The sequence below is a fragment of the Streptomyces sp. NPDC002742 genome (genome assembly GCF_042888885.1).
Classification (GTDB): domain Bacteria; phylum Actinomycetota; class Actinomycetes; order Streptomycetales; family Streptomycetaceae; genus Streptomyces.
This window is the reverse complement of record NZ_JBIAQF010000011.1, coordinates 114,040-140,353: the sequence shown is the minus strand read 5'-3', so window position 1 is coordinate 140,353 and position 26,314 is coordinate 114,040. Positions and strand designations below refer to the sequence as shown.

At 71.0% G+C, this 26,314-nt stretch carries 28 protein-coding genes, 1 pseudogene and 1 riboswitch; of the genes and pseudogenes, 16 read left to right on the top strand and 13 right to left on the bottom strand.

Going from position 1 to position 26,314, the window contains the following annotated elements; all coding sequences use genetic code 11:
- Positions 1-52: 52 nt before the first annotated feature.
- The 4 genes from ACFYW8_RS21315 to ACFYW8_RS21300 all read left to right on the top strand — a co-directional run bounded on the left by ACFYW8_RS21315 (position 53) and on the right by ACFYW8_RS21300 (position 3,795).
- On the top strand, positions 53-556 hold the full coding sequence (locus ACFYW8_RS21315) for an Lrp/AsnC family transcriptional regulator (RefSeq protein WP_365870557.1): 504 nt from the start codon (positions 53-55) through the stop codon (positions 554-556).
- 125 nt (positions 557-681) lie between these two features.
- Complete coding sequence (ddaH, locus tag ACFYW8_RS21310) at positions 682-1,494, top strand: dimethylargininase (RefSeq protein WP_365870558.1); 813 nt, start codon at positions 682-684, stop codon at positions 1,492-1,494.
- Positions 1,491-2,741: an ornithine--oxo-acid transaminase gene (rocD, locus tag ACFYW8_RS21305; protein ID WP_389077767.1), complete on the top strand. Its 1,251-nt coding sequence runs from the start codon at positions 1,491-1,493 to the stop codon at positions 2,739-2,741. The genes ddaH and rocD overlap by 4 nt, the downstream gene beginning before the upstream one ends.
- Positions 2,742-3,069: 328 nt before the next feature.
- Positions 3,070-3,795 carry a lysophospholipid acyltransferase family protein gene (locus ACFYW8_RS21300; RefSeq protein WP_365870560.1) on the top strand — a complete coding sequence of 242 codons (726 nt, stop codon included), beginning with the start codon at positions 3,070-3,072 and terminating at the stop codon, positions 3,793-3,795.
- 82 nt (positions 3,796-3,877) lie between these two features.
- On the opposite strand, the gene ACFYW8_RS21295 is transcribed toward ACFYW8_RS21300, so the two are convergent.
- The 8 genes from ACFYW8_RS21295 to ACFYW8_RS21260 form a co-directional block, all read right to left on the bottom strand.
- Positions 3,878-5,488 (bottom strand): alpha/beta hydrolase, encoded by a 1,611-nt coding sequence (locus tag ACFYW8_RS21295; RefSeq protein ID WP_389077762.1) that lies wholly within the window; start codon positions 5,486-5,488, stop codon positions 3,878-3,880.
- A 168-nt stretch (positions 5,489-5,656) separates the two neighbouring features.
- Positions 5,657-6,415, bottom strand: coding sequence for an urease accessory protein UreD (locus ACFYW8_RS21290; protein WP_389077757.1), 759 nt, complete (start codon positions 6,413-6,415; stop codon positions 5,657-5,659).
- Positions 6,412-7,089, bottom strand: a complete 678-nt coding sequence (gene ureG / locus ACFYW8_RS21285; RefSeq protein WP_365870563.1) for an urease accessory protein UreG — start codon at positions 7,087-7,089, stop codon at positions 6,412-6,414. Before ureG ends, ACFYW8_RS21290 begins: the two co-directional genes overlap by 4 nt.
- A 379-nt stretch (positions 7,090-7,468) precedes the next feature.
- Positions 7,469-8,143, bottom strand: coding sequence for an urease accessory UreF family protein (locus ACFYW8_RS21280; RefSeq protein WP_365870564.1), 675 nt, complete (start codon positions 8,141-8,143; stop codon positions 7,469-7,471).
- Positions 8,143-9,864 carry an urease subunit alpha gene (locus ACFYW8_RS21275; RefSeq protein ID WP_389077747.1) on the bottom strand — a complete coding sequence of 574 codons (1,722 nt, stop codon included), beginning with the start codon at positions 9,862-9,864 and terminating at the stop codon, positions 8,143-8,145. Before ACFYW8_RS21275 ends, ACFYW8_RS21280 begins: the two co-directional genes overlap by 1 nt.
- Positions 9,857-10,168 carry an urease subunit beta gene (locus ACFYW8_RS21270; protein WP_389077742.1) on the bottom strand — a complete coding sequence of 104 codons (312 nt, stop codon included), beginning with the start codon at positions 10,166-10,168 and terminating at the stop codon, positions 9,857-9,859. The genes ACFYW8_RS21275 and ACFYW8_RS21270 overlap by 8 nt, the downstream gene beginning before the upstream one ends.
- Before the next feature lie 15 nt (positions 10,169-10,183).
- The gene (locus ACFYW8_RS21265) at positions 10,184-10,486 is read right to left on the bottom strand and encodes an urease subunit gamma (RefSeq protein WP_326789136.1); all 303 of its coding nucleotides are present in this window, start codon (positions 10,484-10,486) and stop codon (positions 10,184-10,186) included.
- Positions 10,487-10,808: 322 nt separating this feature from the next.
- Positions 10,809-11,087, bottom strand: coding sequence for a type II toxin-antitoxin system Phd/YefM family antitoxin (locus tag ACFYW8_RS21260; protein WP_365870567.1), 279 nt, complete (start codon positions 11,085-11,087; stop codon positions 10,809-10,811).
- A gap of 187 nt (positions 11,088-11,274) precedes the next feature.
- On the opposite strand from ACFYW8_RS21260, the gene ACFYW8_RS21255 reads away from it, so the two are divergent.
- From ACFYW8_RS21255 to ACFYW8_RS21240, 4 genes are all read left to right on the top strand, one after another.
- Positions 11,275-11,910 carry an ATP-dependent Clp protease proteolytic subunit gene (locus tag ACFYW8_RS21255; RefSeq protein ID WP_389077733.1) on the top strand — a complete coding sequence of 212 codons (636 nt, stop codon included), beginning with the start codon at positions 11,275-11,277 and terminating at the stop codon, positions 11,908-11,910.
- Positions 11,911-11,917: 7 nt separating this feature from the next.
- Positions 11,918-12,223, top strand: a complete 306-nt coding sequence (locus ACFYW8_RS21250; RefSeq protein WP_365870569.1) for a hypothetical protein — start codon at positions 11,918-11,920, stop codon at positions 12,221-12,223.
- Positions 12,224-12,590: 367 nt separating this feature from the next.
- Positions 12,591-12,756, top strand: a riboswitch (cyclic di-AMP (ydaO/yuaA leader).
- Between the two features lie 2 nt (positions 12,757-12,758).
- Complete coding sequence (locus tag ACFYW8_RS21245) at positions 12,759-13,232, top strand: C40 family peptidase (protein WP_365870570.1); 474 nt, start codon at positions 12,759-12,761, stop codon at positions 13,230-13,232.
- A gap of 99 nt (positions 13,233-13,331) precedes the next feature.
- Positions 13,332-13,922, top strand: a complete 591-nt coding sequence (locus ACFYW8_RS21240) for a DUF6328 family protein (RefSeq protein WP_389077725.1) — start codon at positions 13,332-13,334, stop codon at positions 13,920-13,922.
- Here ACFYW8_RS21240 and ACFYW8_RS21235 read toward each other — a convergent pair.
- Positions 13,876-14,029 (bottom strand): annotated as a pseudogene (locus ACFYW8_RS21235) (LysE family translocator); the annotation flags it as partial. The gene ACFYW8_RS21240 and the pseudogene ACFYW8_RS21235 sit on opposite strands and share 47 nt — an antisense overlap.
- Positions 14,030-14,326: 297 nt before the next feature.
- A complete protein-coding gene (locus tag ACFYW8_RS21230) occupies positions 14,327-14,785 on the bottom strand; it encodes an ATP-binding protein (RefSeq protein WP_365870572.1) in 459 nt (152 codons plus the stop codon).
- 211 nt (positions 14,786-14,996) lie between these two features.
- On the opposite strand from ACFYW8_RS21230, the gene ACFYW8_RS21225 reads away from it, so the two are divergent.
- Positions 14,997-15,854 (top strand): helix-turn-helix transcriptional regulator, encoded by an 858-nt coding sequence (locus ACFYW8_RS21225; protein WP_365870573.1) that lies wholly within the window; start codon positions 14,997-14,999, stop codon positions 15,852-15,854.
- An 11-nt stretch (positions 15,855-15,865) separates the two neighbouring features.
- Positions 15,866-16,090: a DUF397 domain-containing protein gene (locus ACFYW8_RS21220; RefSeq protein WP_365870574.1), complete on the top strand. Its 225-nt coding sequence runs from the start codon at positions 15,866-15,868 to the stop codon at positions 16,088-16,090.
- A 99-nt stretch (positions 16,091-16,189) separates the two neighbouring features.
- On the opposite strand, the gene ACFYW8_RS21215 is transcribed toward ACFYW8_RS21220, so the two are convergent.
- On the bottom strand, positions 16,190-17,314 hold the full coding sequence (locus ACFYW8_RS21215) for an 8-amino-7-oxononanoate synthase (RefSeq protein ID WP_389077714.1): 1,125 nt from the start codon (positions 17,312-17,314) through the stop codon (positions 16,190-16,192).
- 170 nt (positions 17,315-17,484) lie between these two features.
- On the opposite strand from ACFYW8_RS21215, the gene bioB reads away from it, so the two are divergent.
- The 4 genes from bioB (at position 17,485) to ACFYW8_RS21195 (ending at position 21,776) form a co-directional block, all read left to right on the top strand.
- Positions 17,485-18,768, top strand: a complete 1,284-nt coding sequence (gene bioB / locus ACFYW8_RS21210) for a biotin synthase BioB (protein WP_389077710.1) — start codon at positions 17,485-17,487, stop codon at positions 18,766-18,768.
- Entirely contained in the window at positions 18,761-20,056 is a 1,296-nt protein-coding gene (locus ACFYW8_RS21205; protein ID WP_365870577.1) for an adenosylmethionine--8-amino-7-oxononanoate transaminase, read from the top strand. The genes bioB and ACFYW8_RS21205 overlap by 8 nt, the downstream gene beginning before the upstream one ends.
- Before the next feature lies 1 nt (position 20,057).
- Positions 20,058-20,774 carry a dethiobiotin synthase gene (gene bioD / locus ACFYW8_RS21200; RefSeq protein WP_365870578.1) on the top strand — a complete coding sequence of 239 codons (717 nt, stop codon included), beginning with the start codon at positions 20,058-20,060 and terminating at the stop codon, positions 20,772-20,774.
- Positions 20,775-21,095: 321 nt separating this feature from the next.
- Entirely contained in the window at positions 21,096-21,776 is a 681-nt protein-coding gene (locus ACFYW8_RS21195) for a class I SAM-dependent methyltransferase (RefSeq protein ID WP_389078400.1), read from the top strand.
- A 78-nt stretch (positions 21,777-21,854) separates the two neighbouring features.
- Here the strand turns inward: ACFYW8_RS21195 and ACFYW8_RS21190 are convergent, their stop codons facing one another.
- Complete coding sequence (locus tag ACFYW8_RS21190) at positions 21,855-22,229, bottom strand: hypothetical protein (protein WP_028800408.1); 375 nt, start codon at positions 22,227-22,229, stop codon at positions 21,855-21,857.
- A 4-nt stretch (positions 22,230-22,233) separates the two neighbouring features.
- Entirely contained in the window at positions 22,234-22,473 is a 240-nt protein-coding gene (locus ACFYW8_RS21185; RefSeq protein WP_365870579.1) for a toxin-antitoxin system HicB family antitoxin, read from the bottom strand.
- Between the two features lie 212 nt (positions 22,474-22,685).
- Between ACFYW8_RS21185 and ACFYW8_RS21180 the strand changes: the two genes are divergently transcribed.
- On the top strand, positions 22,686-23,681 hold the full coding sequence (locus tag ACFYW8_RS21180) for an ATP-binding cassette domain-containing protein (protein ID WP_389077698.1): 996 nt from the start codon (positions 22,686-22,688) through the stop codon (positions 23,679-23,681).
- A gap of 7 nt (positions 23,682-23,688) precedes the next feature.
- Positions 23,689-26,256: an ABC transporter permease gene (locus ACFYW8_RS21175; RefSeq protein WP_389077693.1), complete on the top strand. Its 2,568-nt coding sequence runs from the start codon at positions 23,689-23,691 to the stop codon at positions 26,254-26,256.
- Positions 26,257-26,314: the final 58 nt, after the last annotated feature.

The window sequence follows — 26,314 nt, the reverse complement described above, 5'->3', positions numbered from 1 at the left end:
CACGGCCGTTGTCCCCGGCCGGCCGGCGGTTGACGCTGGATAAAGTGCGGCCATGAACAGCAAGCCCGCGATGTTCGACGAGCTCGACCGCAAGATCATCACGGCTCTGATGGCCAATGCCAGGACGAGCTTCGCGGAGATCGGCGCGGCGGTCGGGCTGTCCGCGACGGCGGTCAAGCGCCGTGTCGACCGGCTGCGCGAGACGGGTGTGATCACCGGGTTCACCGCCACGGTGAAGCCCGCGGCGCTGGGCTGGCGCACGGAGGCGTACGTCGAGGTGTACTGCGAGGGCGCGGCGCCGCCCCGGCGGCTCGCGGAGGTGGTGCGCAACCATCCGGAGATCACCGCGGCGATGACGGTGACCGGGGGCGCGGACGCCCTGCTGCATGTGCGGGCCGTCGACGTGGAGCACTTCGAGGAGATCCTGGAGCGCATCCGGGTGGAACCGTTCATCCGCAAGACGATCAGCTACATGGTGCTGTCCCATCTGCTGCCCGAGGCTCCGGAGGCCGGGGCGACCCACGCAGCTCCGGATGACGCAGGAAACGTGCGCTGACCCAGCCGATCACGCAGCAGTACTGCGTATACGCGCAGCTCTCGACGCTTGTCGTCCGTATCCCCCGCTTCTTACCGTGGAGACATCCCACTAGCCGACACCGCAGGAAGCGGAGGAACCTCTTCGTGCCCGACAGCCGTGTGCCGCGCCCCCGGCGCTTTCTCGTCTGCGAACCCAGACACTTCGCCGTGCAGTACGCGATCAACCCCTGGATGCGTCCCGACACCCCCGTGGACGTCGATCTCGCGCGCGCTCAGTGGCAGGCGCTGATCAGCGCCTATCGCGCGCACGGCCACACCGTCGACTCGGTCGAACCGGTCGCGGGCCTTCCCGACATGGTCTTCGCCGCGAACTGCGCGCTCGTCCTTCAGGGCCGTGTCTTCGGCTCGTCCTTCCACGCGCCCGAACGCCGCCCCGAGTCCACCGCGTACGAGACCTGGTTCAAGGCGGCCGGTTTCGACGTCTACCGCCCCGAGTCGGTGTGCGAGGGCGAGGGCGATCTCGTCCCGACGGGCCGGTACGTCCTCGCGGGTACCGGATTCCGTACGACGCCCGAGGCCCATCGCGAGGTCCAGGAGTTCTTCGGCGTCCCGGTGATCAGCCTTCAGCTGGTGGATCCGCTCTTCTACCACCTGGACACCGCGCTCTTCGTCCTCGACGACGACAACATCGCGTACTACCCGGAGGCGTTCTCGCCGGGCAGCCGCGAGGTGCTGAGCCGGCTGTTCCCGGACGCGGTGCTCGCGACCCGCGACGACGCCCTCGCCTTCGGCCTCAACTCGGTCTCCGACGGCCGCCACGTCTTCATCGCGCCGCGCGCCGAGGCCCTCGCCGACCAGCTCGTCCGCCACGGCTACACCCCTGTCCCCGTCGACCTGTCGGAGTTCCAGAAGGCCGGCGGTGGCATCAAGTGCTGCACTCAGGAGATCCGTTCATGACCGCTCCCGCCCGTACGACCGCGTCCGCCGGCGCCGGTACGCGCAGTTCCGCCGAACTGATCCGGGCCGAGGCCCCCGTCCTGGCGCACAACTACCACCCGCTGCCCGTGGTCGTCGCGCGTGCCGAGGGCAGCTGGGTCGAGGACGTCGAGGGCCGCCGCTACCTCGACATGCTCGCGGGCTACTCGGCCCTGAACTTCGGCCACCGCAACCCGGTGCTGATCGAGGCGGCGCACCGCCAGCTGGACCGGCTCACCCTCACCTCACGGGCGTTCCACAACGATCAGCTGGCCGGATTCGCCGAGTCCCTGGCCGCGCTGACGGGCCAGGACATGGTCCTGCCGATGAACACCGGCGCCGAGGCGGTGGAGAGCGCCGTCAAGGTGGCCCGTAAATGGGCATACGAGGTGAAGGGCGTCGAGCCCGACCGGGCCACCATCGTGGTGGCGGCCGACAACTTCCACGGCCGTACGACCACGATCGTCAGCTTCTCCACCGACGAGAGCGCCCGTTCCGGTTTCGGACCCTTCACGCCCGGCTTCCGGGTCGTGCCGTACAACGACCTGGCCGCGCTCGAAGCGGCGATCGACGAGACGACGGCCGCCGTTCTTCTCGAACCCGTCCAGGGCGAGGCGGGCGTGATAATCCCGGACGACGGCTATCTCGCCGGCGTCCGTGAGCTCACCCGCCGCGCGGGCTGTCTGTTCGTCGCGGACGAGATCCAGTCCGGCCTCGGCCGCACCGGCACCACGCTGGCGGTGGAGCACGAGTCGGTCGTCCCCGATCTGCTGCTGCTCGGCAAGGCCCTCGGCGGCGGCATCGTGCCGGTGTCCGCGGTCGTCGGACGCCGGGACGTGCTGGAGGTACTGCGTCCGGGTGAACACGGCTCGACTTTCGGCGGCAATCCGCTGGCCGCGGCGGTCGGCTCCGCGGTCGTCGGCCTGCTGGAGACCGGCGAGTACCAGCGCAGGGCGGCCGAGCTGGGCGTTCTGCTGCGGGACGGGCTGACGGCCCTGGTGGGCCGGGGCGTCGAGGGCTTCCGCTCGCGCGGGCTGTGGGCGGGCGTCGACATCGACCCGTCGATCGGCACCGGCCGCGAGATCAGCCGGGGTCTGCTGGACGAGGGGATCCTGGTCAAGGACACGCACGGCTCGACCATCCGGCTGGCGCCACCGCTCACCATCACGGCGGAGGAACTGCAGTCGGCTCTCGGATCCCTGGAGAAGGTGCTGGCGCACGGGGCGTGAGCACCTCGGTCCGTGGCCGCCGACACGCACGCCGTCCCGCGGCGTCGGCGGCCGCGTAACGCTCCGGAGCCGCGAACCGGGACGGGCGCGAAGGCGATCACCCGCGCGGGCGGACCGGCTTCCGAGGACACGCGCGGCGCCGCCGTCCGGCCGGCGCCACCGCTCACGGCCGACGCACTCCGGTCGCGTCCCGGGTCCCTGGAGAAGGCCGTGACGCCTGGGGTCCGATACCGGCCAAGAGGCCACAGAGGGTGACACCGCGCTGGTTACGCCCGGCGACGGCCGCGCCTACACTGATCGCTCCCCGGGGGAAATGAGGAGCGCCCCAGTGTTTTATTACGTGCTCAAATACGTGCTTCTGGGTCCACTGTTGAGACTGGTCTTCCGGCCTCGGATCGAGGGCCTTGAGCACGTACCGTCGTCGGGTCCGGCCATCGTGGCCGGCAACCACCTTTCCTTCGCCGACCACTTCCTGATGCCGGCGATCCTGAAGCGCCGGATCACCTTCCTCGCGAAGGCCGAGTACTTCACCGGGCCCGGCATCAAGGGGCGGCTGACGGCGGCCTTCTTCCGCAGCGTCGGACAGATTCCGGTGGACCGTTCCGGCAAGGAGGCGGGGCAGGCCGCGATCCGCGAGGGACTCGGCGTGCTGCGCAAGGACGAGTTGCTCGGCATCTACCCCGAAGGCACCCGCTCGCACGACGGACGGCTCTACAAGGGCAAGGTCGGCGTCGCGGTGATGGCCCTGCGGGCCCAGGCCCCGGTCATCCCGTGCGCAATGATCGGCACCTTCGAGGCCCAGCCCCCGGGCCGGAAGCTCCCGCGGATCCATCCCGTGGTGATCCGCTTCGGCAAGCCTCTCGACTTCTCGCGCTATGCCGGGATGGAGGGAGAGAAGGCCGTCCTGCGGGCCATCACGGACGAGATCATGTACGCCATCCTGACCCTCTCCGAGCAGGAGTACGTCGACCGGTACGCGGCCGTCGTCAAGGCCGAGGAGGCCGCCGCGAAGGCCGAGGCGGGCCGCAGGTTCCCCCGGATCCCGCGGAAGTGAGCCGAGGGCGGGTCAGGGCCGCCGGCAGGAACGAGTGAGGGGGCGGCCGGTCGGAACCGGCCGCCCCCTCATGCGGCGAGGACTACGGCTGCGGAGTGGCGTGCGCGGCGCACGTCACATCGGCGGCGTCCGTCTTGCCGGTGAGCAGGTAGGAGTCCACCCGCCCGTTGATGCACGGGTTGACCAGACCGGTCACACCGTGCGAGCCCGCGCCCTGCTCGGTGATCAGGCGGGAACCCTTGAAGCGCTTGTGCAGTTCGACGGCGCCGGCGTACGGAGTGGCGGCGTCGTTCGTGGACTGCACGATCAGGACGGCCGGCAGACCCTTGCCGGTCTTCACCTCGACCGGGGACTGCTGCTTGACCGGCCAGCTCGCGCACGGCAGGTTCATCCACGCGTTCGCCCATGTCATGAACGGATACTGCTTGTTGAGCCGCGTGTTGTCCCGGTCCCACTTGCGCCAGCTGGTGGGCCACTGGGCGTCGGTGCACTCGACGGCCGTGTACACGGCGTTGCCGTTCTCCGAGGAGATGTTGCCCGCCGTGTCGGTCAGGTCCGGGGCCGCCGCGTCGACGAGCGCCTGGGTGTCACCGGCGGCGTACTTGCTGAACACCGAGGCCACCGGCACCCACGAGGAGTCGTAGTACGGGGCGCTCTGGAAGAAGGAGATCAGCTCGGCGGGGCCGACGACCCCACCCAGCGGGCTCTTCTTCGCGGCGGCCCGCAGCTTCAGCCACTGGTCCTGCACCTTGGCGCGGGTGTCACCGAGGTGGAAGGCCGCGTCGTTCTTGGCGACCCAGTCCTCCCAGTCCTTCCAGCGGCCCTCGAACGCGACGTCCTGCTCCAGGTTGGCCTGGTACCAGATGTTCTCGCGCGCCGGGTTGACGACGCTGTCGACGATCATGCGGCGCACGTGCCCCGGGAAGAGCGTGCCGTAGACGGCACCGAGGTACGTACCGTACGAGACACCCAGGTAGTTGAGCTTCTTCTCGCCGAGCCCGGCCCGGATGACGTCGAGGTCACGTGCCGTGTTGGGCGTGGTCATCTGCGCCAGCACGGCCTTGCCTGAGCGCTCGGCACAGCCGTCCGCGTACTCCGCGGCCAGCTTGCGCTGAACGCGCTTGTCCGCCTCGGAGTCCGGGACCGGGTCGGCCTTGGGCGCCTTGACGAACTCCTGCGGGTCTATGCAGGAGATGGGTGCCGAGTGGCCGACACCACGCGGGTCGAAGCCCACGAAGTCGTACGCCTTGGAGGTGTTCACCCACAGGGGGCTCTTGGTGGTGACACGGCGCGGGAAGCGCATGCCCGAACCACCGGGGCCGCCCGGGTTGTAGACGAGCGCGCCCTGGCGCTCCTCCTTCGTACCGGTGTTCCCGATACGGTCCACGGCCAGCTTGAGCTGCTTGCCGTAGGGGTGGGCGTAGTCCAGCGGCACGCTGACCCAGCCGCACTGGATCGGCTTCTCGAAACCCCAGTCCGCCGGGCAGTCCTGCCAGTCGATCCCGGCCTTGGCGGCCCGTTCGGCGGCGATGGCCGCTCCGCGCTGCTCGCGGCTCTGCCCGTAGCTCCGGCCGTCCCGCGAGTCGGCGGTGGCCGACGGCGCCGCGACGGCTCCGGCTATCAGGGTCGCGGTGACGAGCGCTCCGGCCGAACCGAGCGCTGCCACCCGATTCGTCGGTCTCTTGGACCTCAAGTGTGACCTCCCCGTACATCGTTGCGATGGATACGGGGATCCTTTCTGCTCTGAGGCCCCCGGCAACAGACGTGACCGGTGTTCTTTACCAATCCGATAGCCGGTACGCCGTGTTCCGTTGAGCGGTGAACCTGACGTGAACCCGCCTTCGATCGAAGAAAGTTGACGTTATGTTAGGTCACGAAGCGCCTCGTCCAGCACCCGCCGCAGCAGCAGCGCGTCGGGGGCGAGAGCCGTCACCAGCACGGCGGGCCCGGCGAGCGGGGTGAGCGCGGCGTACTCGCCCAGCAGGCGTGCCGTCGGCAGCCCCTTCTCGAACTCGGGTCGTACGACGACGAGTTGCCCGAGGGCCCGATGCCCCGCCAGGACAGCGGGCCCGTCCCAGCCGCCGGGTGCACCCGGACCGCACGCCAACTCCTGGTCGAGCAGGGCCCGTCCGCCCCGTCGCACGGTGAGACGGCTGGTGAGCCGCCCGGGTTGCTCGCCCACACGACCGAGCACCTGCTCCTCCCGGAAGACGAGGCGCGCCTCGCCCCGGAGGTCGACGCGCGAGGAGACGAACAGTTCACTGCCGCCGGCGGAGATCAACTGTTCCGGCAGCCAGACCAGTTCACCTCCGTCGGCGACGTCGAGGCGCACGTCGTAGCGGGCCTCGCCCTTGACCTGTCCGGGAAGGGCGATGGTGGCGGCGACCGAACCGACCCGCAGTCGCGCGCCCGGACCGACCCGCGCCTCGACGGCGAGGTGATCGCCGCCGAGCGGTCCGCTCATCGCCCCGACCAGCATCACGCGCGCCTCGCACCCGCTGCTGCGGATCCGGCGCAGGGCGAGCGGCCCCTCCCCGTCCAGCACCGGCAGTGAGGTCCCGCCCCGGCCGTCGTCCCTGGCCTCGATCCGCGCGGTGGCGCGCACTCCCGCCGTCGTCATGCCGTCCACGCGACAAGCCGTTCCCGCACCCAGGCGGCGACCGCCGTGACGCCGCTCTCGGTCCTGAGCGACTGGAAGACCACCGGCAGTTCGGCCCGCTGCGCCTTGGCGTCGGTCGCCATCCGTCCCAGGTCGGAGCCGACGTACGGCGCCAGGTCGGTCTTGTTCACGACGAGCAGGTCGGCCGTCGTGACACCGGGACCGCCCTTGCGCGGGATGTCGTCCCCGCCCGCGACGTCGATCACGAAGATCTGAGCGTCGACCAGCCCCTTGGAGAAGGTCGCGGTGAGGTTGTCGCCGCCGGACTCCACGAGGATCAGGTCCAGCGGCCCGATCTCGTCCTCCAGGTCCTCGACCGCTTCGAGGTTCGCGGAGATGTCGTCCCGGATCGCGGTGTGCGGGCACGCGCCCGTCTCGACGGCGGTGATCCGTTCGGGCGGCAACACCGCTTCCCGCAGCAGGAATTCGGCGTCCTCGCGGGTGTAGATGTCGTTGGTGACGACGGCGAGGGAAATCTCGTCGCGCAGCGCCCGGCAGAGCGCGGCGACAGTGGCGGTCTTCCCGGAACCGACGGGTCCGCCGAGCCCTATGCGCAGGGCACGGCGTGTGCCGTCGGGCCGGTGGGCGTCGGCGCTGATCGCGGACGGCCCGTCGTGAGTGTGGTCGAGGTGCACGGTTCGGCTCCAGCTTCGTTCGGTACGCGCCGGCCCCGAGGGGGCCTGTCCGTGGTTCGCGGACCAGGCCTTTCGGGGCCGCTGGTGGAGTTCTGACGGTGACTGCCCCGGAGGCTATGGGTCCCCTGACGGATCGAGCGGGACCGACACCTCCGGGAAGTGCGGGGGACATCCAGGTGGCCGCGCCCGACGGCGCCACCCCGCGGGTTCGCTGTGATGCGGAGTCCCGCGTCATCTCGGCGCCGTGAGGTCCCGCGGCCTCTCGTCAGTCCGAGAGGTCGAGAGGTCGAGAGGTCCGAGGTACCCGACGATCCGCGGGCTCCCGGGCTCCCGGGCTCCCGGGCTCCCGGGCTCCCGGGCGATACAAGGCCCACGCTCGCTACGACGCGAAGAGACGTACCGGCCAGGCCGCATGCGACTCCGCGCTGATCTCCAGCAGCGGCGCCGAAGCCGCGGGAAGCGCATCGATCCCGTCGTCGAGGACCCGCCGCGCCGCACTCGCCGCCGCGTGGGCGACGACGTCCAGCTCCGGCGCGAGCCTGGCCAGCGCGGCCGTCGCGTCGAACGGATCAAGACTCAGCAACCGCACCGTCGCCGACGCCGGCCCGCTGACGCACTCGTACGCGGAGCAGTACGCGGCGTCCTCGGGCCCCAGTCCGGCAGCCCGCGCCGCCACACCCAGCACGACAGGCTGATGGGCCCCCTTGGGGAACTGCTGTGCCAGCGCGTCGAGTTCGGCGGAGGGCCAAGTCGCCCTCGCCGCCCTCATGAGCTGCCGCCCCAGCCGACGCGCGGCGACCCGCAGTGCGAGGGAGGGCGTGCGCGCGTCGGCGGCCGCGTCGAGGGCCGGCGGATCGACCCCGAGCGCACCCGCCGCCGCCAGCGCGGCCGAGACCAGTCCCGTCGTATGCAGCCGGCCCCTGCAGAAGTCCTCCAGCGTCGCCGCCCCGGTGATCCGCCCGGCCCTGACGGCCGCCTCGGCCCCGCCGGAGTGCGCGTGCCCTCCGGCGGGAAAGCGGCCGTCGGCCAGGACGAGAAGTGCTGCCCGGGACATCAGAAGAGGAAGTAACGCTGGGCCATGGGCAGTTCGGCGGCCGGAGTCGCCTCGACGAGCTCCCCGTCGATGTGCACGGCGAAGCTGTCGGGGTCGATCCGGACCTCGGGCCGCGCGTCGTTCTCCCGCATGTCGGCCTTGGTCACCGCGCGCGTCGACTCGATGGCGACGAACCGCTTGCCGAGGGAGAGCCGTTCCGGCAGCCCGTCCTCGATGGCCAGCGGCGCCACGAAGTTGAACGAGTTGGCGGCCGGGGCCCGCCCGATCGCCCCGAACATCGGCCGGGGCAGGATCGGCTGCGGCGTCGGGATGGAGGCGTTGGCGTCGCCCATCTGCGCGTACGCGATCACCCCGCCCTTGATGACGAGGTGCGGCTTGACCCCGAAGAACGCCGGCTCCCACAGCACGAGGTCTGCGAGCTTGCCGGTCTCGACGGAGCCGATCTCCCGGGCGAGTCCCTGCGCGAGCGCCGGGTTGATCGTGTATTTGGCGACATAGCGACGTACGCGATGGTTGTCCGCGCGGCCGTCCCCCGGGAGTGCGCCCCGGCGGCGCTTCATCACATGGGCCGTCTGCCAGGTCCGCATGATGACCTCGCCGACCCGGCCCATGGCCTGGGAGTCGGAGGAGATGATCGAGATGGCGCCGAGGTCGTGGAGTATGTCCTCGGCCCCGATGGTCGACGGCCGGATACGGGACTCGGCGAAGGCCAGGTCCTCCGGAACCGCCGGGTTCAGGTGGTGGCAGACCATCAGCATGTCGAGGTGTTCCTCGGCGGTGTTGACGGTGTAGGGCCGGGTCGGGTTGGTGGAGCTGGGCAGCACGTACGACTCGGAGACCACGGACATGATGTCCGGCGCGTGCCCGCCGCCCGCACCCTCGGTGTGGTACGCGTGGATGCCGCGTCCGGCGATCGCCGCGAGGGTGTCGGCGACGAACCCGGCCTCGTTGAGGGTGTCGGTGTGGATCGCGACCTGGATGCCGGTGCGGTCGGCGACGGTGAGCGCGGCGTCGATCGCGGCGGGTGTCGAGCCCCAGTCCTCATGGATCTTCAGGCCGAGCGCGCCGCCCCGGATCTGCGACAGCATCGCGTCGTGCGAGACGGTGTTGCCCTTGCCGAGCAGACCGAAGTTGAGGGGGTACCCCTCCATCGCCTCCAGCATCCGGGCCAGATGCCAGGGGCCGGGCGTGACGGTGGTCGCCTTGGAGCCCTCGGCGGGGCCCGTGCCGCCTCCGACGAGCGTCGTGATGCCGGAGGCGAGGGCCTCGTCGGCGATCTGCGGACAGATGAGATGGACGTGCGCGTCGATGGCGCCCGCGGTCAGGATCCGCCCGTTGCCCGCGATGATCTCGGTCTCGGGGCCGATCACCAGATCCGGATGGACACCGTCCATGGTGTCCGGATTGCCGGCCTTGCCGATACCGGCGATCCGGCCGTCCCGGATGCCGACGTCGGCCTTGACGATCCCCCAGTGGTCGATGACGACGACACCGGTGACGACCGTGTCCGGGGTGCCCTCCGCGCGCGTGGCGCGGGACTGGCCCATGGACTCCCGGATGACCTTGCCGCCGCCGAACACCGCTTCGTCGCCGGCGAGTCCGGGCCCGCCGCTGCGGTCCTCCTCGATCTCGATCAGCAGGTCGGTGTCCGCGAGGCGGATACGGTCACCGGTGGTCGGACCGAACAGATCGGCGTACGCGGCGCGCGAGATCTCAGGCATCGAGGGGACCTCCGGTCTCACCGCGCAGTCCGGGCACCACACGGGCGCCGGCGAGCGGGACGAGTTCGACGTCGACGGGGATCCCGGGCTCGAAGCGCACGGCGGTGCCGGCGGCGACGTTGAGCCGCTTGCCGCGCGCGGCGCCGCGGTCGAAGTCCAGACCGGGATTGGCCTCGGCGAAGTGGTAGTGGGAGCCGACCTGGACGGGGCGGTCGGCGGCGTTGAGTACGGTCAGCCGGGTGACCGCACGGCCCTCGTTGAAGACGACGGGCTCCTCGGCGAAGAGGATCTCTCCGGGAATCATGGCGCTCGCTCCCCGTCAGACGATCGGGTCGTGGACGGTGACGAGCTTGGTGCCGTCCGGGAAGGTCGCCTCGACCTGGACGTCGTGGATCATCTCGGGGATGCCCGTCATGACGTCGTCCCGGGTGAGGATCTTGCGCCCGGAGGACATCAGCTCGGCGACGGTACGGCCGTCACGGGCGCCTTCGAGGATGTGCGACGTGATCAGGGCGACGGCCTCGGGGTGGTTCAGTTTCAGTCCGCGGGCCCGGCGCTTCTCGGCGACATCGGCTGCCACATGGATCAGCAGCCTCTCCTGCTCGTGCGGGGTCAGTTGCACGGCGTCCCACCTCACATCCTCGCTCCGGACCGTGCGGGGCCCGGTGGCCGCAGCCACCAAAACCCCTGGTGGCGTGGATGGGCACGCTAGTTGGCCGGAGTTTCGAGGACGTTAACCAGCCTGTGATCCCTCCCGGGCGGGGCGGAAGGACTCCGTCGGACCCGCGAGGCCACCCCGCTTCCCCGGTTCCGGGTCATCGGGCCACTTCGGCACCCCGGGAAACCGCGAGGGCGTCGGGGAAGGGACCGTATACGGCATACCGCGCGGTCGTGGAGCGGTCCGGGACAGCGGGACGGCCACCGGCCGTGGTCCGGGCCGACGGTCAGGAAGCGCTGGGCCCCCGGTGCTCCGCGGCGATGCCGAACCGCTGGTGCTCACGGGGCGCGGACGTGACCTCGCGGACGCTGGACAGCGCGCTGACGACCTGATCGTCCGGGGGCCCCTGAAGTTCTTCGAGGCGTTCCAGATCGGCGGCGGAGACCAGGGCGACGAGGGGCTTGCCGTGCCGCGTCACGACGACGCGCTCACCCCCGTACACGACGCGGTTGATCAGTTCGGCGAGCTCAGCCCTGGCTTGCGTCACCGGAATCTCGTAGGCCATGACGTCCAGCTTAGACCGGGTCTCCCGCACTCCGCGGGGGTCGAGATCCCGTCGGCGGGCGGCACGCACCGCCCCTCGGGGGGCTCCCGATCCCCGGCGCCCACCGTTTCGCTCTCGGCATGACCCCCTTCCACGAGGGCGTACGTCCTGTACATTTTTTACAGACGTCGGCCTGAGGAGGCGCGCCATGGACAGCCCGTCCGCCCGCTATGTCCTGCCCGAATTCACCGAGCGCACCGGCACGGGGCACCGGACTCTGGATCCGTACTCGAAGCTGCTCAGCGAGCGGATCGTGTTCCTCGGGACGCCGATCGACGACACCTCGGCGAACGACGTGACGGCGCAGTTCATGTACCTCGAACACGAGGCGCCCGAGCAGGACATCTCGCTCTACATCAACTCTCCGGGCGGCTCCTTCAGCGCGATGACCGCGATCTACGACACGATGCGGTTCGTCACCTGCGACGTCGAGACGATCTGCCTCGGCCAGGCGGCGTCGGCCGCGGCCGTCCTGCTGGCCGCCGGCACTCCGGGCAAGCGGCTGGCCCTGCCGGGAGCGCGCGTCCTGCTCCACCAGCCGTCGGTCCCGGAGCCGGTCCAGGGGCAGACGAGCGATCTGGTCATCCAGGCCGAGGAGTTGCTGCGCACCCGCGGGATCCTCGAGGAGATGCTCGTAGGGCACACGGGACAGAGCCCGGAGCAGGTCGCCACGGACATCGAGCGCGACAAGATCTTCGACGCTCCGGCGGCGCTGGCCTACGGGCTGATCGACCGGATCGTCGCGAGCCGCAGGGCCTCGCTCCAGACGCACGGCGCGAGGTGAGCGGCCGATGATCCCGGACCTGCCGCCGCTGCCGGCCCTGACCCGCGCCGAGGCCGAGCTGATCGACCGCTACCTCGACGTGGTCGACCTGGTCGGCCGTATCAACCCGTCCCGTCCCGGGGACACCTACCGCGGCCTGAGGGCGGCTCAGGCACTGGTCGGCAAAGCGGCGGCCCTGCGGGACGCTCTCACACTGATGCACCAGCGGGGCGAGAGCGAGCTGCACGCCCCGACGCTGGCTCAGGCGCTGCGGGTCCTCGACGGAGAGCGGCGGGCGGCCCGGGTCACCGTGGCGCCCGAGTCGGGCAGTTGACGGACCCCCACCCAGGAGCCGGCACGCGCCGCGGCTGCGCGGTGTCCGGCCAGGACTCAAACGGACCGGATGGTGTACCCCCTGATGGCGTATTGAACGATCCTTTCTGCGACCCCTCCGAGTTGCGCAACACGCGGAGCGGAAAGGCGGGATGGAGCCCTTCACCGCAGGTGCGGGCCTCGTCGATGTCCCCAACACCCCCTCGAACAGAGGGGTGTCCACCCGAACGGGTGAGTGGTGAGTAAGCCCACAAAACGCCGGTTCCGCTCGGATTTCCGACACTCATGAGTGAAGATCCCTTCCGACGACAAGCCCCCGCCACAACGGCGGGGCGGTCCGGGCGGACGCCGAGTCCTGCCGCCGCCCGGATGACCGGTCGACAGATGTGCATCGGCAGGAGTGGAGGACCCAGCACGACGGGTCGCCGGAACAGTTCCGGGCGGTCCTTGGGGTGAAGCCGCAGCTGCGGCCGGGCAACTTCGCCAGCCCGAATCCGACAGGTCATCCTTCACAGGCGGCTGACGAAGGGTTGCGCATGACTGCGCTCAATCGTGTCCCGTCGCTGTGGACCCGGGCCGGTACGGCCTCGGCGCTCACTCTTGCCGCCGTGGGCGGCAGCCTCGTGGTCCCCGGCGTCGCGCCCGACGCCGAGGCGGCCACCCCCGCGACGAGGGCACTCCAGGTCGCGGCGTCGAAGCACGGCTCCCCGTACCAGTGGGGCGCCGCGGGGCCGCACCGCTTCGACTGCTCCGGGCTCACGCTCTACTCGTACAAGAAGGCGGGCAAGAAGCTGCCTCGTACGGCCGCGGCGCAGTACAACAAGACGCACCATGTCTCGGCCTCGCACCGCAAGGCCGGTGACCTCGTGTTCTTCCACTCGGGCCGGAACGTGTACCACGTCGGCATCTACGCCGGGAAGGGAAAGATCTGGCACTCCCCGAAGACCGGGGAAGTGGTGAAGCTCCAGAAGATCTGGACGAGAAGCGTCTGGTACGGCAGGGTCAGCTGACCTCACCCTGGGGGCGGTGGCACGCGCGTGCCACCGCCCCCAGGGGCACGCAGCGCGTGGATCATGTGCAACACGGGCCGGAGTGGTTACTCGCTCCCCATGACCGCCGACCCGTCCCGCCCGTCCCGCCCGTCCCGCCCGTCCCGCAACGAGACGTCCGCGCGAAGCGACCCGTCCCCGAGGACGCGGACGTCCGGCCGCGACGAGACGCCCCTCGAACGGGCGGACCGCAACTTCGCCGAGCTGCTCCAGGAGTTGCGCGTCACCCAGACCGGGGTGCAGATCCTCTTCGCCTTCCTGCTGACGCTCGCCTTCACCCAGCGTTTCCCCTCCCTGGACACCGTGCAGCGTGCGACCTACGTGGTCACCCTGCTGCTGGCGGTGCTGGCCGCCGCCCTTTTCACGGCCCCCGCGGCACTGCACCGGTCGCTGTTCCAGCACAACGCCAAACCCACCATCGTGCGGGTCTCCTCGCGGCTCGCCACCATCGGTCTGTACGTCCTCGCGGCGGCGTTCAGCGGTTCGGTGCTGCTCGTCGTGGACGTGACGCTGGGGCGCGCCGCGGGAATCGCCGCGGGGGCGGGCACCCTGGCCGTCTGTCTGGCGCTGTGGAGCCTGCTGCCCCGGCTGGTGCAGCGCCGTCTCAGCTCCTCAGAGGCTCCAGCCCCAGGACGAGCCCCGGAACGGTGAGGACGCCGCCCGTGACCCCCTCCACGGCGCGTGCGGCACGCGGCACGCGGCCCGCGCAGCCACCGGCCGAGCCGGTCCGCGAGCAGCGCGACCGCCGGGAACCACACGCACCGGTCCTGGTCGAGGAAACCGGTGCCGGTGACGGCTCCCGGCCGCCTCCTCGCGTGCGGTTCCGCGGCTGCCGCCCGCCGGGCCGGCCGGACAGCACCGGCCCGGCAACCGACCGGACGTCCTGGACCGTCCAGGACGGTCCAGGACACGTCCAGGACCTGTCCGCTCGACCCGTACGAGCAGCGAGCGCCGAGCGCCGTGTACGAGCGGCCTGCCCGAACGGCTCATCCGCACGATCCGCCGGCTCCTCCGCACGGCCTGCCCGCCCGGACCGGCTGCCCGGACGACAGCACTCAAGGCTCTTGAGGCCCCCCGGACGGCACCGGCTGGACCGGTACCGTCCACGGGAGTTCGATGGAGACGGTCTTGCCGCCCTCCCGGGTCGGCAGGACGGTCAGTCTGCCGCCGCGTTCCGCGGTCAGCCAGCGGATGATCACCATGCCGCGGCCGTTGTCCTGCTGGACGGCCGCGGGCAGCCGTTTCGGGAAACGCGGATGGCTGTCGGTGACGCCGATGCGCAGGTGCTCCTCGCGCTCCAGACGCACGCCGACCGTGAAGGTGGGCGACTGCCCGAACGTGTGCTGGACGGCGTTGGTGGCCAGTTCGGACACGATCAGGCGGACGGTCTCGGCGACTTCGCAGTCGCGCGGCAAGCCCCATTCGGCCAGCACTTCGGCCACGAATTTACGGGCCACGGAAACCGAGACCGGTTCGCTCGGCAGCGTGACGGATGCTTCCTGGTGATCTGCCATGGCGACGTCGTCCCTTTCCCACGGGACCGGAGCCCGACACCGAGCGGTTGGTTCGAGTACGGTCCCGGACTGGTGCTTGCGCCAGACTGCCATTACCGGGCCGGTCGCGGGTGCGATCCACCGAGTAATGCATATATCTGTCGCTCGATGCGGTGAACTCTGCGTCGGCAGAGCGTATTCGGGCGACTTGGAAGGAGTAAGGAGAACAACCATGCAGCACGGTCCCGCGGTTCGCCGCCGCAAGCTCGGTGCCGAACTGCGCGCGCTGCGCGCGGGCTCGGGTCTCACGAGCGGTGAGGCGGCCCACCTCCTCGGCTGGCACCAGTCGAAGGTGAGCCGCATCGAAACCGGCACCAGCGGGGTGAAACCGGCCGATGTGGAACGCCTGTTGAACGCCTACGGCGTCGAGGATCCGGAACTGCGCGAGCTCCTCGTCGTGCTGGCGGGGTCCGAGGGCAACGGCCGCCACCACTGGTGGCACGCGTACCGCGGGGTTCTCCCCCCGACGTACCGCGACTTCATCAGTCTGGAGTCGGGAGCCAGTGGAATGCGCACGTTGGAGACCTCGGTCGTACCCGGGCTGCTGCAGACGCCGGAGTACGCCCGCGCGGTGACGCGGGCCGCCGTGGACGGACTGGAGGAGAGCAAGCTCGACGCCTTGGTCGAAGTGCGCCTGGCCCGGCAGGACGTGCTGCGTTCGGACCCGCCGCTGGAACTGTCCGCCGTCCTCGACGAAGCGGTGTTACGGCGGGAGGTCGGCGGACCCGATGTCATGGCGCGCCAACTGCGCCGCCTGAGAGAGGCCGCCGTCCTGCCTCAAGTGCGGCTCCAGGTACTGCCGTTCGCCGCCGGGGCACACATCGGAGTCACCGGCCCTTTCGTTATCTTCTCATTTCCGAACACAACTGATCTGGATGTGGTTGTTCTCGACCACTTGACGAGTAGCCTCTATCTCGAACGGAAAGAAGACCTCCAGGCCTACGCCGAGGCCTTCAACGCCCTTCAGTTCCACGCCCTTTCGCCCGAGGACTCGTTGGACTACATCGCCGGGATAGGTGACGGCGCGTAAGGAGGCACCTCATGTCTGCAATGCCTCGGTACGTACCCTCCAGCACTTCACTGCACGACGCGCGATGGCTGCGCAGCAGCCGCAGTACGGGAATGAACAACTGCGTCGAGACGGCGCGCCCGAGCTCCGGGCGCTGGTCCGGAATGGTCGCCGTGCGCGATTCCAAGAACACGGCGGGCCCGGCCCTGATGTTCGCTCCCGACGTCTGGGAGGAGTTCATCACCGGTCTGAACTGACCCCGCACGGTTCGCCGCTCCACCGGTTCACTTATCGAACCCACCATCGCTCCATGGGTTCACCGCTCCACCGGTTCACCGGTCGATCACCTCACCGGTTCACCGGTTCCGGCTGATCACGTCCACCGCGTACTCGATCTGCTCCTCGGTGAGGTCCGCGCGGGCCGTCAGCCGCAGCCGCGAAACACCGTCGGGCACCGACGGGGGACGGAAACAGCCGACAGCGAGGCCCGCCTCGCGGCAGTCGGCCGCCCATCGCACCGCCCGTTCGGGGGACGGTGCCCGCACGGAGACGACCGCGGCGTCCGGTCGTACCGCGGAGAGACCCTCCGCCGTCAGCCGGGTGTGCAGCGCCGTGGCCACCTCGCGCGCCCGCGCCGCCCGCTGAGGTTCACGGCGCAGCAACCGCAGCGCCGCGAGCGCCGCGCCCGCCGCCGCCGGCGCCAGACCGGTGTCGAAGATGAAGGTGCGCGCCGTGTTGACCAGGTGGTCGATGACCGCCGCCGGGCCGAGGACGGCGCCGCCCTGGCTGCCGAGCGACTTCGACAGCGTGAGCGTCACGACGACGTCCGGGTCCCCCGCGAGCCCCGCCGCGTGCGGTGCGCCCCTGCCGCCGTCGCCCAGGACGCCGAGTCCGTGCGCGTCGTCGACGATCAGTCCGGCGTTGAACTCCCGGCAGGCGAGGGCGAGTTCGCGAAGCGGTGCAGCGTCGCCGTCCACCGAGAAGACCGTGTCGGAGACGGTGACGGCGGGTCCGTCGTGGGTGCCGAGCGCCTTGCGCACTCCGTCGGGGTCCGCGTGACCGACCACCTGTGTGGTGCCGCGGGCCAGCCTGCAGCCGTCGATCAGGGAGGCGTGGTTGCCCGCGTCCGAGACGACCAGCGAGCCGTGCGGTGCGAGCGCGGTGACGGCGGCGAGGTTGGCCGCGTAGCCCGAGGACAGGACGAGAGCGGACTCGAAGCCGCAGAAATCGGCCAGCTCGCGTTCCAGCTCGCCGTGCAGTTCGGTGGTGCCGGTCACGAGCCGGGAGCCCGTCGCGCCGCCGCCCCAGGTGCGCGCGGCACGGGCCGCGCCCTCGGTGACCTCCGGATGGCGGGCGAGCCCGAGGTAGTCGTTGCTCGCGAGATCGAGGAGCGGCGAGTCGGCGGGACGCGGGCGCAACGTACGCACGAGTCCGGCCCTGCGGCGCGCCTCGGCCTGCTCGTCGATCCAGCCGAACGCCATGTGTCCTCCGGGGCTCGCTGCCAGTGCGGTGGCGGTGTTTTGTAGGCAGTGAACAGACCCTAGCGGTCGCTCCGGCGGCCCGAGATGTGGCAATACCCACACGTCGAACCGTCTCTGTTGTGCAAACTCTCCTTGGCCGAGAGCGGTCGCATGGTCCAGGATCGGACCTCATGGACCTGCTGAACACGCTGGTGGACAAGGGGCTTCGGCGCGAGCTGCCGACCCGCGAAGAGGCACTGGCCGTACTGGCCACCTCCGACGACGACGTGCTGGACGTGGTGGCCGCGGCCGGCAAGGTACGCCGCCACTGGTTCGGCCGTCGGGTGAAGCTGAACTATCTCGTCAACCTGAAGTCGGGCCTGTGCCCGGAGGACTGCTCGTACTGCTCGCAGCGCCTCGGCTCCACGGCCGGGATTCTCAAGTACAGCTGGCTCAAGCCCGACGAGGCCTCCCGGGCCGCGGCGGCCGGGCTGGCCGGGGGCGCCAAGCGGGTCTGCCTGGTGGCCAGCGGGCGCGGCCCGACGGACCGTGACGTGGACCGGGTCTCCGACACCATCAAGGCGATCAAGGACCAGAACGAGAACGTCGAGGTGTGCGCGTGCCTCGGTCTGCTCTCCGACGGCCAGGCCGAGCGGCTGCGCGCGGCGGGCGCGGACGCCTACAACCACAACCTGAACACGTCCGAGGGGACGTACGGGGAGATCACGACCACCCATACGTACGCCGACCGGGTGGACACCGTCCAGAAGGCGCACGCGGCGGGGCTGTCCGCGTGCTCGGGTCTGATCGCGGGCATGGGCGAGTCGGACGAGGACCTCGTCGACGTGGTGTACGCCCTGCGCGAGCTCGACCCCGACTCCGTTCCGGTGAACTTCCTGATCCCGTTCGAGGGCACCCCGCTCGCCAAGGAGTGGAACCTCACCCCACAACGCTGTCTGCGCATTCTCGCCATGGTCCGGTTCGTCTGTCCGGACGCCGAGGTCCGTATCGCCGGCGGCCGCGAGGTGCATCTGCGCACCCTCCAGCCGATCGCCCTGCACCTCGCCAACTCGATCTTCCTCGGTGACTACCTCACCAGTGAGGGTCAGGCGGGCAAGGCCGACCTGGAGATGATCGCGGACGCCGGTTTCGAGGTGGAGAACGCGGGCGAGGTGACGCTGCCGGAGCACCGCGCGCCGTCGGGCGGCGGCTGCGGATCGCGTGCGGAGGACGGGTGCGGATCGCACGGTGGCGCGGGGTGCGGATCGCACGCCGAGGCCGGCTGTGGGTCCCACGAGGGCGGCGGGGTGTGCGGTTCGGCCTCCGCGGCTCCGGCCGAGGCGCCTGCGGCCGCGGCGCCGGCGGCTCCGGCCGAGCTGCCCGCGGCCGCGGCCGAGCTGCCCGCCGACGCCCGTACGGACCTCGTCTCCGTGCGTCGCCGCGGTGCCGGAACGGATCTCGCGCCCAATGCCTGACCTGTCCGCGCCCGAGCTGTCCGTGCGGGAACTGCTCGACCTCGACCGGCGGCATGTCTGGCATCCGTACGGGCCCATGCCCGGCCGCCAGGATCCGCTGGTCGTGGAGTCGGCGAGCGGGGTCCGGCTGCGGCTGGCCGACGGCACGGGCGAGCTGGTCGACGGCATGTCGTCCTGGTGGTCGGCGATCCACGGCTACAACCACCCGGTCCTGAACGAGGCGGCACGCGGCCAGCTGGACCGCATGAGCCATGTGATGTTCGGCGGGCTCACCCACGAGCCCGCCGTCCGACTGGCGAAGCGGCTGGTCGACATCTCGCCGGAGGGTCTGGAGCACGTCTTCCTCGCCGACTCCGGCTCGGTCTCCGTCGAGGTCGCGGTCAAGATGTGCCTCCAGCACTGGCGCTCGCTCGGCCGTCCGGGCAAACAGCGGCTGCTGACCTGGCGGGGCGGCTATCACGGGGACACCTGGCAGCCCATGTCGGTGTGCGACCCCGAGGGCGGGATGCACGAGCTGTGGCAGGGCGTGCTCCAGCGGCAGGTGTTCGCCGACGCGCCGCCTGCCGGGTACGAGGAGTCGTACGCCGACCATCTGCGCGAGCTGATCGGGCGGCACGCCGACGAGCTCGCCGCCGTCATCGTGGAGCCGGTGGTCCAGGGCGCGGGCGGGATGCGGTTCCACTCCCCCGCGTATCTGCGGGTGCTGCGCGAGGCCTGCGACGCGCACGACGTGCTGCTGGTCCTCGACGAGATCGCGACCGGCTTCGGCCGTACGGGTGAGCTGTTCGCGGCGGACCACGCGGGTGTCACCCCGGACGTGATGTGCGTCGGCAAGGCGTTGACCGGCGGCTATCTGACGATGGCGGCGACGCTGTGCACCAGCCGGGTGGCCGAGGGCATCTCGCGCGGCGAGGTCCCGGTGCTCGCGCACGGCCCGACCTTCATGGGCAACCCGCTCGCCGCCGCGGTGGCGTGCGCCTCGATCGACCTGCTGCTGGGACAGGACTGGCGGACCGAGGTGAAGCGGATCGAGACGGGTCTGCGGGACGGCCTCGCGGAGGCCGCGTCCCTGCCGGGCGTCCGGGACGTACGCGTGCTCGGAGCGATCGGAGTCGTCCAGCTCGACCACGAGGTGGACATGAGGGCGGCGACGGCGGCCGCGGTACGCGAGGGCGTGTGGCTGCGGCCGTTCCGCGACCTCGTCTACACGATGCCGCCGTACGTCACGGGCGACACGGACCTGGCACGGATCACCCGCGCGGTCCGCGCGGCGGCACGGGAGGGCTGAGATGGCGGTACTGGTGATCACGGGGACGGGCACGGAGGTCGGCAAGACGGTCGTCACGGCCGCCGTCGCCGCCACGGCTCTCGCGGCCGGGCGGTCCGTGGCGGTCCTGAAACCCGCGCAGACAGGCGTGGGACCGCACGATCGCGGCGACGCCGACGAGGTGGCCCGGCTCGCCGGTGCCGTCACGACGCTCGAACTGGGCCGCTACCCGGAGCCGTTGGCGCCCGCGACGGCCGCCCGGCGAGCCGGACTGGCGGCGGTGTCCCCGCAGTCGGCGGCGGAGGCCGCCGCCAAACTGGCCACCGAGCACGATCTGGTGCTGGTCGAGGGCGCGGGCGGCCTGCTCGTCCGGTTCGACGACGAGGACGGGACGCTGGCGGACACGGCACGGCTGCTCGACGCGCCCGTGCTGGTCGTCGCTTCGGCGGGACTGGGCACGCTCAACACGACGGAACTGACGGCCCGTGAACTACGGCGCCGTGAGCTGGACTTCGCGGGCCTGGTGATCGGCAGCTGGCCCGACTCCCCCGATCTCGCGATGCGGTGCAATCTCGCGGACCTTCCGGCGGTGTCCGGCGCGCCGCTGCTGGGCGCGGTACCGGCGGGCGCGGGGTCGTACTCTCCCGCCGAATTCCGTGCGGGGGCGCCGAGTTGGCTGGACCACCGGCTGGGCGGGCGCTGGAACGCGGACGCCTTCGCGGCGGAACACAGGATCTGACGGGCACCCCCTGCCGGCTACCCCGGGTGCGAACGGCTCCGCACCCCGGGCTCCGCACCCCGGGCTCCGGGCACGGCACTCCGGGCTCCGGGCTCCGGGCACGGCACTCCGGGCTCCGGGCTCCGGGCTCCGGGCTCCGGGCTCCGGGCAGGGGTACCCGGGCGCGTGTGGCGGCACGGCGCACCCTCACCCGTCCGGGCGAGCATCGGTGTCGGGCCCTTTGACGTAGCGGGCGCTCCCGCGTGCGGGGCGCGTGCGGCGGACGTCCCGGGGGGAGAATCCCGGTAAGCCCTGTTCCCCGGGAGGTCCGTCATGCCGATCCTGCCGCTCCGGTCCGCCGGCTCGGGAAAGGTCTCGCCGGAGGCCGTGCACCATCCGGTGTTCGCCCGCTACTACGCCCGCTTAAGCGTCGGCGCGGAGACCCGCATGGGGATGGGCGGGGTGCGACAGCGCCTGCTCGCCGGGCTGTCCGGGCGGGTCATCGAGATCGGCGCGGGCAACGGCCTGAACTTCGCCCACTATCCGGGCACCGTCTCGGAGGTCGTCGCCATCGAACCCGAGCGGCTGCTCCGGCAGTTGGCGGTGGAGGCGGCGCTGCGCCGCGAGGTGCCCGTCGATGTGGTGCCGGGTACCGCGGAGGCCCTGCCGGTCAAGAGCGAGGCGTACGACGCCGCCGTGCTCTCGCTGGTGCTGTGCAGCGTGCGGGACGTGCCGAGGGCGCTCGCCGAGGTGCGGCGGGTGCTGCGCCCCGGCGGCACGGTGCGGTTCTTCGAACACGGCAGGGGCGGCGGACGGCTGATGGGGTCCGTCCAGCGGGGCCTGGACGCCACGGTGTGGCCCCGACTGTGCGGAGGCTGTCACGTGGCCCGCGAACCGATCGCCGCGCTGCGTGCGGCGGGGTTCGAGCTGGGACCGTACCGACGCTTGTCGATGCCCGAGAAGGGACCGCGCCTGCCGACGTCGTACTGCGTCCTGGGCACCGCCCGCCGACCGCTCGACTAGGACGTTCCCGAGACGTTCCCGGTCGGCCCAGGACTCTCCCGTCGGTCCGGGACCACCCGGTCGGTCACGGGAGCATTGTCAAAGGCTCCAGCGGCGCAGTTCGTGCGCGATGTCGTGCACGGTGGCCTCGCCGCTCTTCACCAGGCGGGCCAGTTCCCTCACCTGTTCGGGTGAGGTGACGACCTTCAGGCCGCTGGCGACGAGATAGGCGTACGCGACGGCCGAGGCGAACATCGCGTTGGAGCGTTCGAGCGCCGGGACGTGCAGCAGGAGCTGGAGCAGCGCGGCGGCGCGGGCGTGCGGGCTGTCGTAGACGGGGATACCGAAGATCTCCGCCTCGTGCCGGCTGACCGCGGCGACGAGGGCTCCCCAGTCGGTGACCTGGGGATCTCCGGGCGTTTTCTGTTCGGCGATCATGAGGAGCCAGGCAAGATCGACTCTGAGACTGCTCAAGGGATCAACGACGACCTTCGCGGGTGCCTTCACGGTCCGGGCCGAATTCCTCGGCGAACACGGACTCGTACTGCTTCATGAAATCGGCGGCCGCCTCCACGAAGGTGTGGCCCACCTCCCCGGTGTCCTGCCGGACCAGCTCCTCGATGTAGCGGTTCACGCTCATCCCCCGTTCCAGGGCTCGCTCCCGGGCGGCCCGCGCCGTGCCTTCGTCCACCCGGACGTTCAGCTGAGTCTTCGCCATCCTTCGAAGCTAGCGCGATATCGCTAGCACGGGCAAGAGGGCCTGACCCAGGGGTGGAGAACCACGGTGGAGATTGCCCCTTACATCGACAACAGGGACACACCCTGGGACGGAGACCGCCCGGGACCTAGGGGGGATACCGGGTGTGCCCCCGATCACACTACGCTCGGGCCGGACGAGGAGTCCGGACATCCATGACAGAGGAGGCGGTCTTGTCCACAGTTGCTGCGGAGCAGGTTCCCGGCCGCGCGGAGGGGGACGGGATCGCCGCCCGCGCCCGCGGCCTGACCAAGGCGTACGGTTCTGGCGAGACCACGGTGCTGGCCCTCGACTCGGTCGACGTGGACATCGCGCGCGGCCGGTTCACCGCCGTCATGGGCCCCTCGGGCTCCGGGAAGTCCACCCTCATGCACTGCCTGGCGGGCCTCGACACCGTCTCGGCCGGACAGGTCTGGCTGGGCGACACCGAGATCACCGGACTGAAGGACCGCGAGCTGACCCGGCTGCGACGGGACCGGATCGGCTTCATGTTCCAGTCCTTCAATCTGATCCCCACCTTGAACGCGGCGGAGAACATCACGCTGCCCATGGACATCGCGGGCCAGAAGCCCGACCAGAAGTGGCTGGACCAGGTCATCGACACCCTCGGGCTGCGCGACCGGCTGAAGCACCGGCCCGCCCAGCTGTCCGGGGGACAGCAACAGCGCGTCGCCTGTGCGCGGGCGCTCGCCTCCCGGCCCGAGCTGATCTTCGCGGACGAGCCGACCGGCAATCTGGACTCCCGCGCGGGGCTCGAAGTCCTCGGCTTCCTGCGCGAGGCCGTCGATGAACTGGGCCAGACCGTCGTCATGGTCACGCACGATCCCGGCGCGGCGGCCCACTCCGATCTGGTGCTCTTCCTCGCGGACGGGCGGATCGTGGACGAGATGGAGCGGCCCTCGGCCGAAGCCGTGCTGGAGCGGATGAAGCGTTTCGACACGACCCGGGTGACCTTCGACGGCGGGCGCGGCGAGTCCGGTGAAGCGACGCCCGCCGACGGTTCCGGCGCCGCACCCCGCGCCGAGGCCGACTCCGGTGCCACGGCCCCCGCCCAGGTCGACTCCGCTGCTAGGGCCCCCGCCGACGACGCGGGTGACACGGCCCACGGCGGATCCGGTGGCATCGCTCCCGGCCGCGACTCCGGTGACGTAACCCTCGACAAGGACTGAGGCGGTCGTGCTCAAGGCGACACTGCGAAGTTTTCTCGCGCACAAAGGCCGGCTGCTGCTCTCGGCGCTGGCCATCGTGCTGTCCGTGGCCTTCGTCGCGGGCAGTCTCATCTTCTCGGACACGGTGACCCGCACCTTCGACCGGCTCTTCGCCTCCACCGCGGCCGATGTGACCGTCGAGCCGAAGAACGACCTGAAGTCGCAGCTGCCGACCGGCGCCACCGAGACCGTGCCCGCCTCGCTCGCGGACCGGCTCGCGAAGGTCGACGGAGTCGCCGCCACCCATGTCGACGCGTCGGTGGAGAACGCCCCGGTCGTCGACAGCGCCGACAAGTCGGTCGGACCGACGACGGGCGCCCCCACCATCGTCACCAACTGGCAGATCACCGAGCGCAGTCCGGTGAAGCTGACCTCCGGGCACGAACCGCAGGGCAGCGGCGAGGCACTGCTCGACGCGGACACCGCCGACAAGAAGCACCTCGGCATCGGCGACACCCTGACCGTGCAGGCGCAGCCCGGCTCGTTCGAGGTGCGGATCGTCGGGATCGCCACCTTCACCACCACCAACCCCGGTGCCGCGCTGATCTTCCTCGACACCCCGACCGCGCAGACCAAGCTGCTCGGCGCCTCCGACGTCGCCACGAGCGTCTCCGTGGACGCCGCGCCGGGTGTCGACGACGCCGTGCTCAAGCAGCGGGTCTCCGCCGAACTCGGCAGCGGCACGTACGACGTGAAGACCGCGGAGGAGCAGGCGAAGTCGGCCGCCGCCCAGCTCGGCGGATTCCTCGACGTCATCAAGTACGTGATGCTCGGCTTCGCCGGGATCGCGGTGCTCGTCGGCATATTCCTCATCGTCAACACCTTCTCCATGCTGATCGCCCAGCGCACCCGGGAACTCGGGCTGCTGCGGGCACTCGGCGCCGACCGCCGCCAGGTGCGCCGGTCGGTGCTCACCGAGGCACTGCTCCTCGGCCTGGTCGGCTCGACACTCGGTCTCGCCGCCGGGATCGGACTCGCGGTCGGCCTGATCAAGCTGATGACCGCGTTCGGCATGAACCTCAAGTCCACGGAGATGGTGATCGGTTGGCCGACACCCGTGGCGGCGTACGCCGTCGGGGTCGGCGTCACCTACGTCGCGGCCTATCTCCCGGCCAGGCGCGCGGCCGGTGTCTCCCCGATGGCGGCGCTCTCGGACGCCGAAGTCGCGGGCGTGGGACGGCCGTTGCGGGTACGGGCCGTGGTGGGCGGGGTCGTGGGCGCGGCCGGAGCCGCGGCTCTCGCGGGATGCGCGGCCTCGACGAAGACCTCGACCGCGGCCTCCCTGCTGGGACTCGGTGTCGTCCTGACCCTGATCGCAACGGTGATCGCGGGACCGCTGCTCGTCCGGCCGGTGATCCGCGTCCTCGGGGGCGCGTTCCCGGCGATCTTCGGCCCGGTGGGCCGGATGAGTCAGCGCAACGCGCTGCGCAACCCACGGCGCACGGGCGCCACCGCGGCTGCGCTGATGGTCGGGCTCGCCCTGGTCGGCGGGATGTCCGTGGCCAGCGCGTCCATGAGCAAGTCCTTCGACCAGCAGATCGACAAAACCCTCGGCGCCGACTTCGTGCTCCAGAACGCCAACTTCGTGCCGTTCTCGCACGAGGTCACGGACAAGGTGCGCGCCACCGATGGTGTCGGGCTCGTCATCCGCCAGCGGTTCACCCCGGTCGCGGTGCGGCTGCCCGACGGCAAGCGGGTCGAGACGACGGCCAGCGCCTACGATCCGCGGCTCGACGAGGTCGCCCACATCACCTACGCGCGGGGCGACACCGCGGCGGCGCTCGGCGACGGGCACATCGCCATGGACGCGAAGTTCGCGGAGGACCACGACGTGCGGGTCGGCAGCAGGATTCCGGTCGAGTTCCCGGCGGGCCGCAGGACCGATCTGACGGTGGGCGCGCTCACGGACCAGGCCGGCAGCGGAGGGTTCGGGATGCAGGGCGGGCTCGTCATCGGCTTCGGCACGATCGAGAAGTACGTGCCCGGCGGGCAGGACTCGGCGCTGTACGTGAACGCGGCCCCGGGCACCGCCCCGGACCGGCTGCGCCCCCGTCTGGAGAAGACCCTCACTCCGTATCCGCAGGTCCAGGTCCGTGACCAGGCCGACTACAAGAAGCTGGTCCACGACCAGATCGCCGTGCTGCTCTACCTCGTGTACGCGCTGCTCGGGCTCGCGATCGTCATCGCGGTGCTCGGCGTGGTCAACACCCTCGCCCTGTCGGTCGTGGAGCGGACCCGCGAGATCGGACTGCTGCGCGCCATCGGTCTCGGCCGGCGCCAGTTGCGCCGGATGATCCGTCTGGAGTCCGTGGTGATCGCCGTGTTCGGCGCGGTCCTCGGTCTGGCGCTGGGGATCGTATGGGGTGTCTGTGTCCAGCAGGTGCTCGCGCTGCAGGGCATGGAGGCGCTCGCGATCCCCTGGACGACGATCGTCGCGGTCGTGATCGGCTCGGCGGTCGTCGGGATCGTCGCGGCGCTGCTTCCGGCGCTGCGCGCGTCCCGCATGAACGTGCTCGCGGCCATCGCACACGAGTGACGACCGGCTCGCCCCGGTCCGCCGGGACCGGGGGGAGCCTCCCGCAGTCGCGGCGAGC

Excerpts from the sequence above, each read along its gene's own strand:
- ACFYW8_RS21215 (WP_389077714.1), bottom strand. The coding sequence starts at position 17,314 with ATGGCGTTCGGCTGGATCGACGAGCAGGCCGAGGCGCGCCGCAGGGCC.
- ACFYW8_RS21220 (WP_365870574.1), top strand. The coding sequence starts at position 15,866 with ATGTCTGCAATGCCTCGGTACGTACCCTCCAGCACTTCACTGCACGAC.
- ACFYW8_RS21255 (WP_389077733.1), top strand. The coding sequence starts at position 11,275 with ATGGACAGCCCGTCCGCCCGCTATGTCCTGCCCGAATTCACCGAGCGC.
- ACFYW8_RS21230 (WP_365870572.1), bottom strand. The coding sequence starts at position 14,785 with ATGGCAGATCACCAGGAAGCATCCGTCACGCTGCCGAGCGAACCGGTC.
- ACFYW8_RS21275 (WP_389077747.1), bottom strand. The coding sequence starts at position 9,864 with ATGCCTGAGATCTCGCGCGCCGCGTACGCCGATCTGTTCGGTCCGACC.
- ACFYW8_RS21280 (WP_365870564.1), bottom strand. The coding sequence starts at position 8,143 with ATGTCCCGGGCAGCACTTCTCGTCCTGGCCGACGGCCGCTTTCCCGCC.
- ACFYW8_RS21245 (WP_365870570.1), top strand. The coding sequence starts at position 12,759 with ATGACTGCGCTCAATCGTGTCCCGTCGCTGTGGACCCGGGCCGGTACG.
- ACFYW8_RS21240 (WP_389077725.1), top strand. The coding sequence starts at position 13,332 with ATGACCGCCGACCCGTCCCGCCCGTCCCGCCCGTCCCGCCCGTCCCGC.
- ACFYW8_RS21185 (WP_365870579.1), bottom strand. The coding sequence starts at position 22,473 with ATGGCGAAGACTCAGCTGAACGTCCGGGTGGACGAAGGCACGGCGCGG.
- rocD (WP_389077767.1), top strand. The coding sequence starts at position 1,491 with ATGACCGCTCCCGCCCGTACGACCGCGTCCGCCGGCGCCGGTACGCGC.
- ACFYW8_RS21205 (WP_365870577.1), top strand. The coding sequence starts at position 18,761 with ATGCCTGACCTGTCCGCGCCCGAGCTGTCCGTGCGGGAACTGCTCGAC.
- ACFYW8_RS21270 (WP_389077742.1), bottom strand. The coding sequence starts at position 10,168 with ATGATTCCCGGAGAGATCCTCTTCGCCGAGGAGCCCGTCGTCTTCAAC.
- ACFYW8_RS21290 (WP_389077757.1), bottom strand. The coding sequence starts at position 6,415 with ATGACGACGGCGGGAGTGCGCGCCACCGCGCGGATCGAGGCCAGGGAC.
- bioD (WP_365870578.1), top strand. The coding sequence starts at position 20,058 with ATGGCGGTACTGGTGATCACGGGGACGGGCACGGAGGTCGGCAAGACG.
- bioB (WP_389077710.1), top strand. The coding sequence starts at position 17,485 with ATGGACCTGCTGAACACGCTGGTGGACAAGGGGCTTCGGCGCGAGCTG.
- ACFYW8_RS21260 (WP_365870567.1), bottom strand. The coding sequence starts at position 11,087 with ATGGCCTACGAGATTCCGGTGACGCAAGCCAGGGCTGAGCTCGCCGAA.
- ACFYW8_RS21250 (WP_365870569.1), top strand. The coding sequence starts at position 11,918 with ATGATCCCGGACCTGCCGCCGCTGCCGGCCCTGACCCGCGCCGAGGCC.
- ACFYW8_RS21225 (WP_365870573.1), top strand. The coding sequence starts at position 14,997 with ATGCAGCACGGTCCCGCGGTTCGCCGCCGCAAGCTCGGTGCCGAACTG.
- ACFYW8_RS21315 (WP_365870557.1), top strand. The coding sequence starts at position 53 with ATGAACAGCAAGCCCGCGATGTTCGACGAGCTCGACCGCAAGATCATC.